This window comes from Pseudomonas sp. BIGb0558, assembly GCF_024807515.1.
GTDB classification, from domain to species: Bacteria; Pseudomonadota; Gammaproteobacteria; order Pseudomonadales; family Pseudomonadaceae; genus Aquipseudomonas; species Aquipseudomonas yamanorum_A.
Window position 1 is genome coordinate 439,183 of record NZ_JANUEW010000002.1, and the last position, 17,499, is coordinate 456,681.

General features: G+C 62.9%; 15 protein-coding genes. 11 read left to right on the top strand and 4 right to left on the bottom strand.

What is annotated here, in order from left to right; translation table 11 throughout:
• Nucleotides 1-117 precede the first annotated feature (117 nt).
• On the bottom strand, nucleotides 118-3,027 hold the full coding sequence (locus M2400_RS05265; protein ID WP_259195187.1) for an aminotransferase: 2,910 nt from the start codon (nucleotides 3,025-3,027) through the stop codon (nucleotides 118-120).
• Nucleotides 3,028-3,205: 178 nt separating this feature from the next.
• On the opposite strand from M2400_RS05265, the gene rfbB reads away from it, so the two are divergent.
• The 7 genes from rfbB to M2400_RS05300 are packed head-to-tail and all read left to right on the top strand — an operon-like array spanning nucleotide 3,206 to nucleotide 10,290.
• Nucleotides 3,206-4,288, top strand: coding sequence for a dTDP-glucose 4,6-dehydratase (gene rfbB, locus M2400_RS05270; RefSeq protein WP_177128607.1), 1,083 nt, complete (start codon nucleotides 3,206-3,208; stop codon nucleotides 4,286-4,288).
• A complete protein-coding gene (rfbA, locus tag M2400_RS05275) occupies nucleotides 4,285-5,160 on the top strand; it encodes a glucose-1-phosphate thymidylyltransferase RfbA (protein WP_177040970.1) in 876 nt (291 codons plus the stop codon). The genes rfbB and rfbA overlap by 4 nt, the downstream gene beginning before the upstream one ends.
• Nucleotides 5,157-5,702 (top strand): dTDP-4-dehydrorhamnose 3,5-epimerase, encoded by a 546-nt coding sequence (gene rfbC / locus M2400_RS05280; protein ID WP_177040969.1) that lies wholly within the window; start codon nucleotides 5,157-5,159, stop codon nucleotides 5,700-5,702. The genes rfbA and rfbC overlap by 4 nt, the downstream gene beginning before the upstream one ends.
• Nucleotides 5,699-6,580, top strand: coding sequence for a dTDP-4-dehydrorhamnose reductase (gene rfbD, locus M2400_RS05285; RefSeq protein WP_259195186.1), 882 nt, complete (start codon nucleotides 5,699-5,701; stop codon nucleotides 6,578-6,580). Before rfbC ends, rfbD begins: the two co-directional genes overlap by 4 nt.
• A 36-nt stretch (nucleotides 6,581-6,616) precedes the next feature.
• The gene (locus M2400_RS05290) at nucleotides 6,617-8,425 is read left to right on the top strand and encodes an ATP-binding protein (RefSeq protein ID WP_177075934.1); all 1,809 of its coding nucleotides are present in this window, start codon (nucleotides 6,617-6,619) and stop codon (nucleotides 8,423-8,425) included.
• The gene (locus M2400_RS05295; RefSeq protein ID WP_177040964.1) at nucleotides 8,422-9,807 is read left to right on the top strand and encodes a sigma-54 dependent transcriptional regulator; all 1,386 of its coding nucleotides are present in this window, start codon (nucleotides 8,422-8,424) and stop codon (nucleotides 9,805-9,807) included. Before M2400_RS05290 ends, M2400_RS05295 begins: the two co-directional genes overlap by 4 nt.
• Nucleotides 9,808-9,834: 27 nt before the next feature.
• Nucleotides 9,835-10,290 (top strand): YiiD C-terminal domain-containing protein, encoded by a 456-nt coding sequence (locus M2400_RS05300; RefSeq protein WP_177040962.1) that lies wholly within the window; start codon nucleotides 9,835-9,837, stop codon nucleotides 10,288-10,290.
• 160 nt (nucleotides 10,291-10,450) lie between these two features.
• Here M2400_RS05300 and cysQ read toward each other — a convergent pair whose 3' ends face one another.
• Entirely contained in the window at nucleotides 10,451-11,287 is an 837-nt protein-coding gene (cysQ, locus tag M2400_RS05305) for a 3'(2'),5'-bisphosphate nucleotidase CysQ (RefSeq protein ID WP_177040960.1), read from the bottom strand.
• On the bottom strand, nucleotides 11,284-11,850 hold the full coding sequence (gene nudE / locus M2400_RS05310) for an ADP compounds hydrolase NudE (protein WP_177040958.1): 567 nt from the start codon (nucleotides 11,848-11,850) through the stop codon (nucleotides 11,284-11,286). The genes cysQ and nudE overlap by 4 nt, the downstream gene beginning before the upstream one ends.
• An 87-nt stretch (nucleotides 11,851-11,937) precedes the next feature.
• Here nudE and yrfG point away from each other — a divergent pair, with 87 nt between their 5' ends.
• The gene (yrfG, locus tag M2400_RS05315; protein WP_010168969.1) at nucleotides 11,938-12,600 is read left to right on the top strand and encodes a GMP/IMP nucleotidase; all 663 of its coding nucleotides are present in this window, start codon (nucleotides 11,938-11,940) and stop codon (nucleotides 12,598-12,600) included.
• Nucleotides 12,601-12,692: 92 nt separating this feature from the next.
• Here the strand turns inward: yrfG and lysM are convergent, their stop codons facing one another.
• Nucleotides 12,693-13,133 (bottom strand): peptidoglycan-binding protein LysM, encoded by a 441-nt coding sequence (lysM, locus tag M2400_RS05320; protein ID WP_010168967.1) that lies wholly within the window; start codon nucleotides 13,131-13,133, stop codon nucleotides 12,693-12,695.
• 163 nt (nucleotides 13,134-13,296) lie between these two features.
• On the opposite strand from lysM, the gene M2400_RS05325 reads away from it, so the two are divergent.
• The 3 genes from M2400_RS05325 (at nucleotide 13,297) to M2400_RS05335 (ending at nucleotide 17,464) form a co-directional block, all read left to right on the top strand.
• Entirely contained in the window at nucleotides 13,297-14,184 is an 888-nt protein-coding gene (locus M2400_RS05325; protein ID WP_017478126.1) for a LysR family transcriptional regulator, read from the top strand.
• A 95-nt stretch (nucleotides 14,185-14,279) separates the two neighbouring features.
• On the top strand, nucleotides 14,280-15,119 hold the full coding sequence (gene fdhD / locus M2400_RS05330) for a formate dehydrogenase accessory sulfurtransferase FdhD (protein ID WP_008435774.1): 840 nt from the start codon (nucleotides 14,280-14,282) through the stop codon (nucleotides 15,117-15,119).
• Nucleotides 15,116-17,464, top strand: coding sequence for an FdhF/YdeP family oxidoreductase (locus M2400_RS05335; RefSeq protein ID WP_177040952.1), 2,349 nt, complete (start codon nucleotides 15,116-15,118; stop codon nucleotides 17,462-17,464). The genes fdhD and M2400_RS05335 overlap by 4 nt, the downstream gene beginning before the upstream one ends.
• The last annotated feature ends 35 nt before the right edge of the window (nucleotides 17,465-17,499 follow it).

Genomic DNA, 17,499 nt, shown 5'->3' on the forward strand with positions numbered 1-17,499 from the left:
TGCGTGAGCATGACGCCTTTATATCGGATAAAAATCGACCTTAAAAGACGATTTACATCTACCACTCATAAATTACCGAGCAATTACCGATAACAATCGAATTACCCCGACAAATGGTTAAAGCGACTCGTCCAACACCTTCGCCAGCATGTCGACGAAGAAGTCCACGCTTTGCCGGGAAGTGACCATCGGCGGCTTGATCTTGAGGATGTTCAGATAGTCGCCGGTGGGCTGCATGAAGATCCCCAGTTCCCGCAAGCGATCACACAGCAGCGCGGTCTCTTCGGTGGCCGGTTCCAGGGTCTGCCGGTCGCGGACCAATTCCAGCCCCAGGTAAAACCCGGAACCATGCACCGCGCCCACCAACGGATGCTGCTCGACCAACGCTTCCAAACGGGCCTTGAAATGCCCGCCTACCACCTGGGCGTTTTCCCACAGTTTTTCTTCCTCCATCACGTCCAGCACCGCCATGCCGATGCGGCAACTCACCGGGCTGCCGCCTGATGACGAGAAGAAGTAACCCTCGGCCTCCAGCGCCTCGGCGATTTCCCGGCGGGTGATCACCGCGCCCAATGGCTGGCCGTTGCCCATGCCCTTGGCCATGGTGATGATGTCCGGCACCACGCCCTGCTCTTCAAAACCCCAGAAGAAATGGCCCATGCGGCCATAGCCCACCTGCACTTCATCGGCGATGCACACGCCGCCCTGTGCCCGAACCAGGGCATATACCTGCTGCAAATAGCCAGGCGGCAAGGAGATCCCGCCGGCATTGCCGTACACCGGCTCACAAATGAAGCCCGCCAGTTGGCGGTTCTGCGCGGCGATTTTCGCCAGGTTGTGTTCCACGCTGCGTACGTAGTCCGGCGCACTGTCCTGCCCGCGGAACTCGCCGCGATAGGTATTCGGCGCGGTCACCGGATGCACCCAGTCCGGGCGGCTGCTCAAGGCCTGGGGGTTGTCGGCAATCGAGGTCGACACCGCGTCCGCCGCCACTGACCAGCCGTGATAGGCCTCCAGCACGCTGAGCATGTCGCGCCCGCCGCTGTGGGCCCAGGCCAGGCGAATGGCCAGGTCATTGGCTTCGGTGCCGCTGTTGACCAGGAACACCCGGTCCATGGAGTCCGGCGCCAGGGCCAGCAGACGCTCGGAGAATTCGGCAATCGCCGCATAGTGGAAGCGTGAGTTGGTGTTGAGCAGCGACCATTGCCGCGCCGCCACTTGGGCCATGCGTGGGTGACCGTGGCCGAGCACCGCGACGTTATTGAGCATGTCGAGGTAGGAGCGACCCTGCATGTCGATCAGATGATTGCGCCAACCGCGCTCGATGCGCGGCGGGTCGATGTAATAGTGCTTCTGCGAGCGGGCGAAGCTGGCATCGCGACGAGCCAGCAAGGCCTCGGGGTCCAGTTCCGGCTCGGCGTCGCAGGCCAGCCCCAGCAAAGTGGCCGGGGATGGGCACAACGCTTGCCAGGCCACCGCCCGGGACGGCGTGCAGAACAGCGGCGGTTCGAGTTCGGCGCGGCACAGTTGCACCGTCAGCGGGCCGGCAACTTCGCCGAGCACTTGGCCCTTTACCACCGCGGCGCCGTGTTGCAACAAGGCGTTCACGCCCCACAATCGCACACTCAACTGCTCGCTGTGCAGGCACATCAAGCCGTCGGCGGCGTAGCGCAAGGTGCCGGCGAACGGTGCTTCCACCGTGGCACCCAGAGGCATGTGCAGCTCTACATGAAGCGGGAAAGTCTCGGGCTCGACGGCGCTGTCGGGCTGGGTACGGGACAGTCGGTATTGAGCATAACGGCTGGCTGCCAAGCCATGGACCACAGCCGCTTGTTCCAGCAGACGGCGATCAATGCCCTCCTGCTCCCAATTGCCGGCCTCGAAATGCGGGCTGAGCACGCCCAGGTCAATCAGCGCGAACTCACGCCCAACCAGCCCCGGCAACAACGGCGCAAAGCCTTCGCCGGCAATTGGCGGCAACTGGGCACCGACACAACCCAGGATCGCCGCCTCCATCAGCTCAAAGGGCACCGATGTCGCCACGTTGAAAATTTCCCACTCATGCTCGGCGTTCTTCAACAGGTAGGTGTTATCCGGGTCCAGCCTCTGCTGCTGCTCACTGCTCAGTACCAACACTGCAGCCCTCGCGACGATCAGCGGCCATAGCACCTGCAACTCTTCGTGCTGCAACGCAGTGATCGCGTGGCACGCCTGGATCGCCGGCAGAATGGCGAACGGATCGCCCTCGGCATGGTGCAGCAGTGCCGCGCAAGTCACCGACAGGTCGGCAATGCGCCAGGTACGCACCAGGTCGCCGAAGTCGATCACGCCCTGGACCTGCCAATGCCGCTGGGCATCGCGCTGCCACACCACGTTGTCATCGGTGATATCCATGTGCACGGCTTGCCACGGCAGGTGATCGGCCAAAGGCCGCACACGGCGTTCCACTTGCTCGGCCACTTGCTCCAGCGCCGCCCGCTGGGGAAGGTTTTCGAGGGTCGAGAGCAGATGGGTGATCAGTTCAAGGGCGTGGCGAGGGTCCCATTGCAGAGTGCGTTCCAGGCCCGGATGCTCGAAGCCGGCCAGCGCCAGGCTCATCCGCCCGCAGAGTTCGCCGAAGCCTGCGATCACTTCACGGCCCAGATGTGGGACATGGGTCAGTGGCTGGCCGTCGATGTAGTCCAGCAGCCGCAGGTGCACGGTGTGCCCGGCGACGGTTTCGGTCAGCAGGTCTTCGCCATCAAGCGCTGTGATCACCTTGGGCACCCGCACGTCTGAATGTTCCTGCAGGTGCTTGAGGGCCGCGTGCTGGGCCTGCAGCTCGACGGCGGCATAGTCGCCCCGGCAGATTTTCAGCACAAAACGGCCTCGGTCACTGTCGATGCGGTAGTTGAGATCTTGCTGGCTGCCCAGGGACTTTAGCGTGCCGCCGAGGTCGTAATGCTGCTCCAGTAGCCGCGCCGCAGGGTCTGGTCCGACTTGCGGGCATGGCAGACTGGCGCGATGAATCAACGTGGCGAGCAACATGTGACGACCCCTGGTGTTTTTATCAGACGCTTATATCGCCATTGTTGACGGGGGTTACGCAACCCCCAGGCCCCACCCGGTGCCGTCAATCTGATGGTGTCCCCTTGCACCACCTGGCTTCACAACTCAAGCTATGCTCCATTCGCTTAATGTCTGTCTAAGGAAAAGGGCCTCCGACATGCGCATTCTCATCACTGGCGGCGCCGGATTCATCGGCTCAGCTCTGATCCGGCACCTGATTCAACACACCGGGCACGAAGTGCTCAACCTGGACAAACTGACCTATGCAGGCAACCTTGAGTCGCTGACCAGCATCGCGACCAATAGCCGCTATGAGTTCGTCCAGGCCGACATCATCGACCAGGCCACCGTCAGCGCCGTGCTGGCGCGCTTTGAGCCCCACGCGATCATGCACCTGGCGGCCGAGTCCCATGTGGACCGGTCCATCGACGGACCGTCGGATTTTATCCAGACCAATATCGTCGGTACCTACAGCCTGCTGGAGGCCGCACGCGGCTATTGGCAGAAGCTGGAAGAACCGGCCAAAAGCGCCTTCCGCTTCCACCACATCTCCACGGATGAAGTGTACGGCGACCTGCACGGCGTGGATGACCTGTTCACCGAGACCACGCCTTACGCGCCCAGCTCGCCTTACTCGGCCAGCAAAGCTGCGTCCGATCACCTGGTGCGTGCCTGGCAGCGCACTTACGGCCTGCCGGTGCTGCTGACCAACTGCTCGAACAACTACGGGCCCTTCCACTTCCCCGAGAAGCTGATCCCGCTGGTGATCCTCAACGCCCTGGCCGGTAAACCGCTGCCGGTGTATGGCGATGGCCTGCAGGTGCGCGACTGGCTGTTCGTCGAAGACCACGCCCGCGCGCTGTTCAAAGTGGTAACCGAAGGTGTGGTGGGCGAGACCTACAACATCGGCGGCCATAACGAGCAGAAGAATATCGACGTGGTGCGCAGCATCTGCGGCCTGCTGGAAGAGCTGGCGCCACAGCGCCCGGCGGGCGTCGAAAAATTCACCGACCTGATCACCTTCGTCAAGGATCGCCCGGGCCACGACCAGCGCTACGCGATCGACGCCAGCAAGATCGAACGCGAGCTGGGCTGGGTGCCCGAAGAAACCTTTGAAACCGGCCTGCGCAAAACCGTGCAGTGGTACCTCGATAACCTGGAATGGTGCCGCAGGGTCCAGGACGGCAGTTATCAGGGCGAACGACTGGGCAACACCGACTTTAAGGATCTGATCGCATGATGAAGGGAATCGTATTGGCCGGTGGCTCCGGCACCCGTTTGCACCCCATTACCCTGGGCGTTTCCAAGCAGCTGTTGCCGGTGTATGACAAGCCGATGATCTACTACCCGATTTCGGTGCTGATGCTGGCCGGGATCAAGGACATCCTGGTGATTTCCACCCCGGTGGACCTGCCGCAGTACCGTAACCTGCTGGGTGACGGCAGCCAGTTTGGCGTGCGTTTCACCTATGCCGAACAACCGTCACCGGACGGCCTGGCCCAGGCGTTTCTGATTGGTGAAGAGTTCATCGGTGATGACCCGGTGTGCCTGATCCTGGGCGACAACATCTTCCACGGCCAGCATTTCGGCGACCAGTTGCGCACCGCCGCCGAGCGCCCATCCGGCGCCACCGTGTTCGGCTACTGGGTCAAGGACCCGGAGCGTTTCGGCGTGATCGATTTCGACAGCGAGGGCCGCGCGCTTTCCATCGAGGAAAAACCGGCGAAGCCAAAGTCGAGCTACGCGGTGACCGGGCTGTATTTCTACGATAACGACGTGATCAAGATCGCCAAGGCCGTCAAGCCATCGCCACGTGGCGAGTTGGAAATCACCGACGTCAACAACGCCTACCTCCAGCGCGGCGACCTGCATGTGGAGCGCTTCGGCCGTGGTTTCGCCTGGCTCGACACCGGCACCCACGACAGCCTGCTGGAAGCCTCGACGTATGTGCAGACCATCGAGCACCGCCAGGGTTTGAAAGTGGCATGCCTGGAAGAAATCGCCTACGAGAACGGCTGGATCGATCGCGACCATTTGCTGGAACGGGCCAAATACTTTGGCAAGACCGGCTACGGCCAATACCTGTACTCACTGGCCGGGGAGCAAAAATGAAGGTCACCGACACCTCGCTGCCGGGCGTACTGATCATCGAACCGAAAGTGTTCGGCGACGAGCGCGGTTTTTTCTACGAAAGCTTCAACGCCCGCGCCTTCGAAGAAGCCACCGGGCTCAAGCGTGACTTCGTGCAGGACAACCACTCGCGCTCGCAGAAAGGTGTGCTGCGCGGGCTGCATTACCAGCTCGAACATACCCAGGGCAAACTGGTGCGCGTCACCGCCGGCGAAGTACTGGATGTGGCCGTAGACATTCGCCGCAGCTCGCCCAACTTCGGGCAATGGGTGGGTGTGCGGCTTTCCGCCGACAACCACCGCCAACTGTGGGTGCCGGAAGGTTTCGCCCATGGGTTTGTGGTGCTGAGCGACTACGCAGAATTCCTCTACAAGACCACTGATTACTACCAGCCGAGCGCCGAGCGCAGCATCCTCTGGAACGACCCGACGCTGGCCATCGACTGGGAGCTGACCGAGGCGCCGCAACTGTCCGCCAAGGATCAGGCCGGCAAAAGCCTGCAAGAGGCCGACCTGTTCCCATGAGCACCCCGTTGAAAATCCTCATCAGCGGCCAACACGGCCAGGTCTCCCGGGAGCTGCAACATCGCCTCCAGGGCTTGGGCGAGTTGATCGTGCTGGGCCGCGACCAGCTTGACCTGGCGCAGCCCGAGCAGATCCGCCAGCAAGTGCGTGCCCACCGCCCGGGCCTGATCATCAACGCCGCCGCGCACACCGCCGTCGATCAAGCCGAAAGCGAGCCGGAGGCGGCCTTCGCCATCAACGCCACCGCCCCCGGCGTCTTCGCCGAGGAAGCCAAGGCACTGGGCATTCCACTGATCCACTACTCCACCGACTACGTGTTCGACGGCAGCAAGGCCGCGCCCTACAACGAGGACGACGCCACCCACCCGTTGGGCGTGTATGGCGCAAGCAAGCTGGCCGGTGAACAGGCAATCGCCGCGGTCGGCGGTGAGCACCTGATTCTGCGCACCAGTTGGGTCTACTCGACCCATGGCAAAAACTTCCTGCTGACCATGCAGCGCCTGCTGCAGGAAAAGCCGCAGATGCGCATCGTCGCCGACCAGATCGGCGCGCCGACCTGGGCCGGCACCATCGCCAACAGCACCCGGGCCCTGATCGAACGCTGGCAAGCGGGCCAGGCCGGGGATTGGGGGGTCTACCACCTGACCGCCCAGGGCGAGACCTCGTGGTTCGGTTTTGCACAGGCAATCGGCGAGCAATTGCGGGCCCAAGGCAAAGCTTGCGCAGAGCTGGAGGCGATTCCCTCCAGCGCCTATCCGACACCCGCCAAGCGTCCGCTGAACTCACGCCTCGATTGCAGCCGCCTGCAACAACAGTGGCACGTATCGCAGCCGCAATGGCACGACGCATTGCGCGAGTGTCTTGCCGAGCAGGCGTAGGCATAATGCGCCTGTACCCACAGGCGCACGATTCCCATGACTCCACCCCTTCCGCGAAGACCCCGCTGGCGCAGCCTGGCCCTGCTGGCGCTGTGCCTGGCACCGCTGTTGTGGCCGCTGGAGCACTTGGCCGAGCGCTATTATCGCAGCGAACTGGCCGGGCAGAACCGCCAGACGCTGGACCTGTACGTCGCCAACCTGCTGGGCACCCTGCACCGCTATGAAGTGTTGCCGCAGATCCTCGGCGACCTGCCGGCCCTGCGCACCGCCATCGACGCGCCCCAGGTCAGCACCAACCTGGTCAACGCCAACCACCTGCTCAAGGACGTTGCCGCCCAGGCCGGGGTGGAAGTGATGTACCTGATGGACACCACCGGCAAGACCCTCGCCGCGTCCAATTGGGACAAGCAGGACAGCTTCGTCGGGCGTAACTTTTCCTTTCGCCCCTACTTCAGCGAAGCCATGGCCGGGCGCCTGGGACGCTTCTTCGGCCTGGGCACCACCTCGGCCAAACGCGGCTACTTCTTCGCCGCCGCTGTGCGCGATGGCGACAAGATCATCGGCGTGCTGGTGGTGAAGGTCGACCTGGACCACACCGAAAGCCTGTGGGGCAACACACCGGAACAACTGCTGGTGACTGACCACAACGGCGTGGTGATCCTGACCTCGCGCCCGCAATGGCGATTCCGCGCCACCCGGCCACTGACGGACGAAGAACGCCGCGCCATCATCGCCATCCAGCCCTACCCGACGCGCGACCCGCAGCCGCTGAACCTCAGCTCCACGGCCTGGGTACGCCAGGCCACCGACATTGCCGAAACCGGCTGGAAGGTCGAGATTCTTGCCCCCCGCACGCTGATCAGCCGCCCGGTGCGCACCGTGGTCGCCGTGGGTGGCGCCACCTTGCTGGTGCTGATGCTGTTGCTCGGCCTGATGATGCAGCGCCGTCGTCACTACCTGGAGCGCATCGCCTTCGAAGCCAAGGCCCGCCGCGAGCTGGAAATGCGCGTGATCGAACGCACCAGCGACCTGGAAGGCCTCAACCGGCGCCTGAAACAGGAAGTACTGGAGCGCGAACATGCCCAGCAGGAACTGGTGCGCGCCCAGGATGACCTGGTGCAGGCCGGCAAGTTGTCGGCGCTGGGCACCATGTCGGCGAGCATCAGCCACGAGCTCAACCAACCGCTGGCGGCGATTCGCAGCTATGCGGAAAACGCCGAGATCCTGCTGGACCACCAACGCACCGACGACGCTCGTGGCAACCTCAAGCTGATCAGCGAATTAACCGGGCGCATGGCCTCGATCATCGCCCACTTGCGCGCCTTCGCCCGGCGCGACCGCCACGCGCCGGAAAGCGTGGCCCTGCAACCGGCACTGGATGATGCGCTGGCGCTGCTGGCCAAGCGCAGGCGGTCCATGGAGGTCGAGTTGATCCGCGATTTACCCGAGGCCACCTTGTGGGTCGCAGCCGGCGAAACCCGCCTGCGCCAGGTGCTGGGCAACCTGCTGGCCAACGCCCTCGACGCCCTGACCGAAAAAGGCCCGCCACGCAAACTCTGGTTGAGTGCCCAAACCACCGAACAGGGCGTCAACCTGTACATTCGCGACAACGGCCCGGGGTTCTGCATGGAAGCCCTGGGCCGCGCCAGCGAACCCTTCTACACCACCAAGACCCGCACCCAGGGCCTGGGGTTGGGCCTGGCGATCTGCGACACCCTGATGCGCGCCTTTGGCGGTGAACTGTTGTTCGCCAACCACAAGGAAGGTGGCGCGCTGTTAACCTTGAAACTGCGCGCCGGAGCACCGGGTGTCAGTCTGCAACCGTCCGAGGACCGCAGTGTATGAGTATCGATAACCAGATTCAGGTGGTGTTGATCGACGATGATCCACACCTGCGTCAGGCCCTGTGCCAGACCCTGGACCTGGCCGGGCTGAAGGTCCTGACCCTCGGCGAAGCCCAGGGCCTGACCGCGCGCCTGTCCCGGGATTGGCCGGGCGTGGTCGTGAGTGACATCCGTATGCCCGGCATGGATGGCCTGGAGCTGCTGAGGGAACTCCACGCGCAAGACCCGGAGCTGCCGGTGCTGCTGATCACCGGCCACGGCGATGTGCCGTTGGCGGTGCAGGCCATGCGGACCGGCGCCTACGACTTCCTGGAAAAACCCTTCGCCAGCGACGCCCTGCTCGACAGCGTGCGCCGTGCCCTGGCCCTGCGCCGCCTGGTGCTGGACAACCGCAGCCTGCGCCTGGCCTTGAGCGACCGCCAGCAATTGAGCACGCGCCTGGTGGGGCACTCACCGCAGATGCTGCGCCTGCGCGAGCAAATCGGCGCGCTGGCGGCGACCAAGGCCGACGTGCTGATCCTCGGCGAAACCGGCGCCGGCAAAGAGGTGGTGGCGCGTGCGCTGCACGACCTGTCGAACCGCCGCACCGGCCCGTTCGTGGCGATCAACGCCGGGGCGTTGGCCGAGTCGGTGGTGGAAAGCGAGTTGTTCGGTCACGAGCCGGGGGCCTTTACCGGCGCCCAGAAGCGGCGCATCGGCAAATTCGAATTCGCCAATGGCGGCACGCTGTTCCTCGATGAAATCGAAAGCATGAGCCTGGATGTGCAGGTCAAGCTGCTGCGGCTATTGCAAGAGCGCGTGGTGGAACGTCTTGGGGGCAATCAGTTGATCCCGCTGGATATCCGCATCATCGCCGCCACCAAGGAAGACCTGCGCCAGTCCGCCGACCAGGGGCGCTTCCGGGCTGACTTGTACTATCGCCTCAACGTCGCGCCCCTGCGCATTCCGCCACTGCGCGAACGGGGTGAGGACGCGCTGATGCTGTTCCAGCACTTTGCCGACGAAGCCAGCACCCGCCACGGCCTACCGATGAAAGAGTTGCAACCGGGCCAACGCGCGCTGCTGTTACGCCACAGCTGGCCGGGCAACGTGCGCGAACTGCAAAACGCCGCCGAGCGCTTCGCCCTGGGCCTGGAACTGGCGCTGGACAGCACCCCGGACAACCCTTCGACCGGCATCCTCACCAGCACGCCCGGCGGCTTGAGCGAACAGGTCGAACAGTTTGAAAAAAGCCTGATCGCCGCTGAACTGACGCGCCCCCACAACTCCATGCGCAGCCTTGCCGAAGCACTGGGCGTGCCGCGTAAAACCCTGCACGACAAACTGCGCAAGCACGGGCTGAACTTCGCCGACAGCGGCAACAGTCACGCTGACGACGAATGACCCTTTTCCACCTGCCACGAGGCCACCATGAGTCGCGATAGCCGTTACCTGGAATCGATCCTTCACCACGACATTCCCCTGACCCGGGAAATGGGCCTCAAGGTAATCGACTGGCAGGACCGACAACTGCAACTGCGCTTGCCGCTGGACGCCAACATCAACCACAAGAGCACCATGTTTGGCGGCAGCCTCTACTGCGGTGCCGTGCTGGCGGGCTGGGGTTGGCTGCATCTGCAGTTGCGTGAGGAAGGGATTGAAGACGGGCACATCGTGATTCAGGAAGGGCAGATCAGTTACCCGCTGCCGGTGACTACTGATGCGACGGCGGTTTGCCAGGCACCAGATGAGAAGGTGTGGAAGCGTTTTTTGGCGACGTATAAGCGTTATGGCCGGGCGCGGTTGGCGCTGGAGACGTGGATTGTCAATGAGGGCAGTGAAGAGCGGGCCGTGGCCTTTACTGGCCAGTACGTGCTGCACCGCTAACAATCATAACCCCCGCCCCGTATAACGCCCGCCCCGTAGCAGCTGTCGAGCGCCAGCGAGGCTGCGTCGGGCGCAACTCGGTCCTGCGCCAGCCGTGATTACAGCGGTGCTGCCACCGCAGCCTCGCTGGCGCTCGACAGCTGCTACGGGGCGCCGGGCTTCAGGAACGAGCCAGGGTCAGCAACCGCTCGCGCCACTCCGCTTTAGCCGGCAACGCCAGGAAGAACGGATTTAATAGCGACGCCCGAGCCGGATAACTGAACGGCTGCCCATCCAGCTCCAGCACTTCACCGCCCGCCCCTTCCAGCACACCCTGTGCCGCCGCCGTGTCCCACTGCGAGGTCGGCGCCAGGCGCGGGTAGCAATCGGCGCTGCCTTCAGCCAACAGGCAAAACTTCAACGAGCTGCCGATATTGGCCAGTTTCAACTCGCCCAATCCCACACTCAAACCGGCCAGCAAACGCTCCTGCTCCGGGCTGCTGTGCCGACGGCTGGCAACCACGGTAAACGCCTCGCCCGCCGCAGGTGTCCGGCGTACCTGAATCTGCTTGGGCGGCTCACTCACATCGGAGCGCCAGGCGCCAAGCCCGGCACCGCCGAAGTAGCAACGGCCGCTGGTGGGTATCGATACCACGCCGAACACCACGCGACCCTGTTCGATCAGGGCGATGTTGACGGTGAACTCCTCGCTGCCGGAGATGAACTCCTTGGTGCCGTCCAGCGGGTCCACCAGCCACCAGCGCTGCCAACCGGCGCGCACGCTCTGGTCGATGTCCGCGTCTTCTTCAGACAGCACCGGAATGCTCGGGTCCAGGGCGGTGAGCCCGGCGAGGATCAGGTGATGGGCGGCCAGGTCGGCGGCAGTGACCGGCGAATCATCGGTCTTGGTGGTCACGGCCACGTCGGCACGCCAGTACGGCAGGATGACCTCGCCGGCCTGGCGGGCCAATTCAATCACGGGGGCAATAAACGGGTGACCCAGGAACAGTTCGCTCATGGCTGGAACGCTCCTCGTTGAGTCAGCAGGTCACGTACCAGATACAGCGCAGCCAAGGCACGGCCCTCGCTGAACTGCTCGTTTTGCGCCAACTGCGAAAGCTCCCGCAGGTTGACCCGGTCAACGCGCATCGGCTCCGGCTCGTCGCCTTCCAGGCGCTCTTCGTACAGCTCGGTGGCCAGTACCACCTGGATTTTCTGGCTCATGTAGCCGGGGGACAACGACAGTTCGGTGATGTGTTCCAACTGGCGGGCGCCGTAACCAGCTTCTTCCTTGAGCTCCCGGTCTGCGGCCGCCAACACATCCTCACCCGGCTCGATGAGGCCCTTGGGCAATGACAGTTCGTACTCGTCAGTGCCGCCGCAATATTCTTCAATCAGCAGCGCATGGTCCGAGTCGATCATCGCCACGATCATCACCGCGCCGTAACCGGCCCCCCTGCCCACCAGGCGTTCGTAGGTCCGCTCCACGCCATTGGAAAAGCGCAATTGCACTTCCTCCACGCGGAACAAACGGCTACTGGCGACTATTTCGCGGGCGAGGACGGTGGGTTTCTGGCGCATGAGCGGCTCCTTGGCGTGATCGGGTTACTATACCGTGGCTTTTCCGATTGTCTGTGTCGGATATCTTTTCTTACATGAGTGTTCTTTATGCCTCCACTGCCCTGGCACGCCATCGACACCGTCCTGCTGGACATGGACGGCACCTTGCTCGACCTGCACTTCGACAACCATTTCTGGATGGAGCACCTGCCCCAGCGCTACGCCGAGCTGCATGGCGTGAGCCGGGCCATGGCCGAGATGGAGCTGCAGCCGCTGTTCGAGCGTAACGCCGGACAGTTGCAATGGTATTGCCTGGATTTCTGGAGCGCCGAACTCAAGATCCCAGTGCGTGAACTCAAGCTGGAAACCGCCCACCTGATCGCCTTGCGCCCGGACGCCGATACCTTCCTGGCGGCGATCAAACAGGCCGGCAAGCGGGTGATCCTGATCACTAACGCGCATCGCGATTCGCTGTCGTTGAAGCTGGAGCGCATCGAGTTGGCGCCTTATTTCGAGCGGCTGATCAGCTCCCATGACTATGGTTTTGCCAAGGAAAACCCACAGTTCTGGGACGCACTGCACGCCGACATCGCCTTCGACCCGGCCCGCAGCCTGTTTATCGATGACACCTTGCCGATCTTGCGCAGCGCCCGGGATTTTGGCGTGGGGCACTTGCTGGCGGTGAAGGAGCCGGACAGCCGGAAGGGGCCTAAGGACACGGCGGAGTTTGCGGCGGTTGGGGATTATCGGGAGTTGATTGTCGGGCTTTAGATCGCAGCGCGGGCAAGCCCGCTCCCACAGGAGAATGCATTCCAAATGTGGGAGCGGGCTTGCCCGCGATTGCCATCACTCAATATGAAGCCTTACTCAGGAATACGCAGTGTCTGCCCTGGGTAGATTTTGTCCGGGTGGGACAGCAGCGGCTTGTTGGCCTCGAAGATTTTGTTGTACTGGTTGGCGTTGCCATACACCGCCAGGGAGATCGCGCTCAGCGTGTCGCCCTTTTTCACCACCACAAAGCGGGCCGCAGCGACAACCGGACCGGAAACGGTGATCTGGTCATCAACACTCGCTACGCCGGCGATGTTGCCCAGCGCCAACAGGATTTTTTCTTTCTCTTCCTGGCTGGCAACTTCGCCGGTCACGGTCACCTTGTCACCATCAACGGTGGTTTGCACATTGGGATTACCCAACCCGACCTTGGCCACGTGATCTTTCAACTGCTCGCTCGCGTTGGCATTACCCGGCGTCAACAGATCAATCAACTTCTCGCCTGCTTCCTTAACAAAACTGAAAATACTCATGGTGCGCTCTCCTTGGGATATGAATTCCAGATGCAAAAGACTAGACCAGTCCCACAGAATTGGGTTCCTGCCCGACCAAAGACCGGATAACTCCTACGGTTCCTGAGCCCCGACCCCAAACGCGCTAGAATTCCCCGCCTATGGACCACGCCCTGGAGCGAAGATGGACATCAAGCAGCTGAAATTCCTCATCGCCCTCGACGAAACCCGTCACTTCGGCCAGGCCGCCGCGCGTTGCCATATCACCCAGCCGACCCTGTCGATGCGCCTGCGCAGCCTGGAAGAAGAGCTGCAACTGCCACTGGTCAATCGCGGCCAGCGCTTCGAAGGCTTTACCGCTCCGGGTGAGCGCGTGTTGGCCTGGGCACGCACGGTGCTGGCGGCGTACGACGGCTTGCAGGCCGAGGCCGCCGCCTGTCGGGGCAACCTGGTGGGTACGCTGCGCCTGGGTGTGGTGCCGTTGTCGAGCTTCGATCCGCTGGCGTTGATGCAGAAGCTGCATAAAGAGCACCCGAGCCTGCGCTTTGAGCTGTCCGCGTTAAGCTCCGAGCAGATCCTTGAACAACTGGCGAGCAACCGCCTGGACCTCGGTGTGTCGTACCTCGAGCGCCTGGACGCCGAGCGTTTCGACTCCCTGGCCTTGGGCGAAACCCGCATGGGCCTGCTGTACGACCAACGGTTCTTCAGCTTCGGCGACAAGCCCCTGAGCTGGGAAGCGCTGATCGAACTGCCCCTGGGCATGCTCACCAGCGGCATGCACTTTCGCCAGTCCATCGACCACAACTTCCACAGCCGCGGCCTCAACCCGCAGCCGCTGTTGCAGACCGATGCCGTCCATCAATTGTTACAAGCCGTGCACGGCGGCCTGTGCTGCGCGGTGATGCCACTGGACGGCGGCCTCGACGCCCTCACCGAGCACCTGCGCCTGCAACCCATTGAAGACGCTCACACTCTGGCCCGCCTGGGGTTGATCATGCGTCGCAGTGCACCGCGTTCGGCATTGGCGGAAGCCTGTTTTGCGCTGTACCAGAAATCGCTGCTGGAACCTTGATCGACGTCATCTATCGATAGATCAGTACTGACGATTAGACGCGACCCTTTGTCGCGCCTAGTCTTAGAGCTGAATACTCCCGGTGGTAATGCCCAATGAACGCCCAGCGCCCAGTCTGCGCGGCGCCTGCCCTCGAAACGCCCGCGCCCGCCGCCAGCCAGAGCTACCAGTTTTGTAATCTCGAACACACCGAATCGGCCAGCACCGCGCTCGCCGAGGAAGTCGCGTTGGCGATTGCCTATAACGACATCAGTCAGGCGGTGATGCTGGTGACGCCCACCGACCTTGAAGACTTTATTGTCGGCTTCAGCATCGGTAGCGGCATTATCGAAGACGTTAGCGACATTTATGACCTGAAAATCAGCGGATCGGGTTCAACTCAATACGCTCAGGTACAGATCTCCAGCCGTGCCTTCTGGAATATGAAGCAGCAGCGCCGGCAACTGGCTGGCACCAGCGGCTGTGGACTGTGTGGGGTAGAGGCCGTGGAACAGGCGCTGCCCAACCTCAAGGTGCTGCCCGGCGCGCCCCTGCCGCCTGCCGAATGGCTGGATGGCCTGCGCCAACGCATCAGCGCGTTTCAACCCCTGGGCCAGTACAGCGGCGCGGTGCATGCGGCGGTGTTCATGAACAACCAGGGCGAATTGCTGCTGGGCCGTGAAGACATCGGCCGGCATAACGCCCTCGACAAGCTGATCGGCGCGCTGATCCGCCAAAAAATTCCGACCGACGGCGGCCTGGCGATTGTTACAAGTCGCTGCAGCCTCGAGCTGATCCAGAAAGTCCTGCGCGCAGGCATCCAGACCCTGGTCAGCCTGTCGTCGCCCACCGGCCTGGCCCTGCAATGGGCCCGCCGGCACAACCTCAATCTCATCCACCTGCCGCAGAAAAGTGCGCCGCGGGTCTACAGCCCTGCGATGGAGAATCAAGCGTGAGCAATCATCATCAAGCCGACGATAAACCCACCCCGCGCTACAAGCCCTACAAAGGCCCGGCCGGTGGCTGGGGCGCACTGATCAGCGTGGCGCAAGCCTGGCTGACCAGCGACAACGCGCTGAAAAACATCCGCATGATGCTCAAGACCAACCAGAACGGCGGCTTCGACTGCCCGGGCTGCGCCTGGGGCGACTCGCCGGAAAGCGGCATGGTCAAGTTCTGCGAGAACGGCGCCAAGGCGGTCAACTGGGAAGCTACCAAGCGCCGGGTCGACGCAGCGTTCTTCGCCAAGCACAGTGTCAGCGCACTGCTGGAGCAGAGCGACTACTGGCTGGAGTATCAGGGCCGCCTGACCGAGCCAATGAGCTACGACGCCGAAACCGACCGTTACAAGCCCATCAGTTGGGAGTCGGCGTTCGACCTGATCGGCAAGCACCTCAACGCACTGCCAAACCCGGACATGGCCGAGTTCTATACCTCGGGCCGGGCCAGCAACGAGGCGGCTTACCTGTATCAACTGTTCGTGCGCTCTTACGGCACCAACAACTTTCCGGACTGCTCGAACATGTGCCACGAAGCCAGCGGCGTGGCCCTGGCGCAAAGCGTGGGCGTGGGCAAAGGCACCGTGACCTTCGATGACTTCGAGCATGCGGACGCGATTTTCGTCTGGGGCCAGAACCCCGGCACCAACCACCCTCGGATGCTCGAACCGCTGCGCGAAGCGGTAAAACGTGGCGCCCAGGTGGTGTGCATCAACCCGCTCAAAGAGCGTGGCCTGGAACGCTTCCAGCACCCGCAACACCCGCTGGAAATGCTCACCAACGGCGACAAGCCGACCAACACCGCCTACTTCCGCCCGGCGCTGGGTGGCGACATGGCCATCCTGCGCGGCATGGCCAAGTTCCTGCTGCTGTGGGAACGCCAGGCCCAGGCCGAAGGCAAAGAGGCCGTGTTCGACCACGACTTCCTCAACGAACACACCACCAACGTGCTGGATTACCTGGGCAAGATCGACGACACCTCCTGGGATGAAATCGTCGAGCAGTCCGGCCTGACCCTGGTGGAGATCGAGCAAGCGGCGCGCATGTACGCCAAAGGCAAGAACGTGATCATGTGCTGGGCGATGGGCATCACCCAGCATCGCCATTCGGTGCCGACCATCCAGGAAATCGCCAACCTGATGCTGCTGCGCGGCAACATCGGCCGCCCGGGCGCCGGCCTGTGCCCGGTGCGTGGCCACAGTAACGTGCAGGGCGACCGCACCATGGGCATCAACGAACGGCCACCGGTGGCGTTCCTTGACTCCCTGGAACGTCGCTTCCAGTTCCAGGTACCGCGGGAAAACGGCCATAACGTGGTGGAAGCCATCCACGCCATGCTCGAAGGCCGCTCCAAAGTGTTTATCGGCCTGGGCGGCAACTTCGCCCAAGCCACGCCAGACAGCCCGCGCACCTTCGAAGCCCTGCGCAATTGCGACCTGACCGTGCAGATCAGCACCAAGCTCAACCGCAGCCACCTGATGCACGGCAAGGACGCGCTGATCCTGCCATGCCTGGGCCGCACCGACATCGACATCCAGGCCGAAGGCCCGCAAGCGGTGACCGTGGAAGACTCGTTCAGCATGGTCCACGCCTCCAACGGGCAGTTGCAGCCGCTGTCGAAACAGATGAAATCCGAGCCTGCGATTCTTGCTGGCATTGCTGCCGCCACCCTGGGCAGCAAGCCGGTGGATTGGAACTGGCTGGTAGCCGATTACGACCGCATTCGCGACCTGATCGCCGACACCATTCCGGGCTTCAAGGACTTCAACGAACGCCTGAAAAACCCGGGCGGTTTCTACCTGGGTAACTCGGCCGGCGCACGCCGCTGGAACACCCCGTCGGGCCGCGCCAACTTCCGCCCGAACATCCTGCCCAAGGACCTGGTGCACGAACGCACCCGCAATACCGGGCAACTGCCGGACCTGATCATGCAGTCGATGCGCTCCCACGATCAGTACAACACCACTATCTATGGCCTGGACGACCGCTATCGCGGGGTCAAGGGTCAGCGGGATGTGCTGTTCGTCAACGAAGCCGACATCATCCGCCTGGGCTTCAAGCCGGGGCAGAAGGCCGACATCGTGTCGATCTGGGATGACGGCCGCGAACGTCGGGTGAAGGGCTTTACCTTGCTGGCGTTTGATATTCCGGCAGGACAAGCTGCGGCTTATTACCCGGAAGTGAACCCGCTGGTGCCGCTGGAGAGCACCGGGGATGGCAGCCATACGCCAACCTCGAAATTCGTGGCGATTCGGTTGGAAGCAGCGAGTGCGACCGGCTTGATCATGGCGAAGTCGGCCTAAGCCACACCTTCTTATTGTGGCGAGGGAGCTTGCTC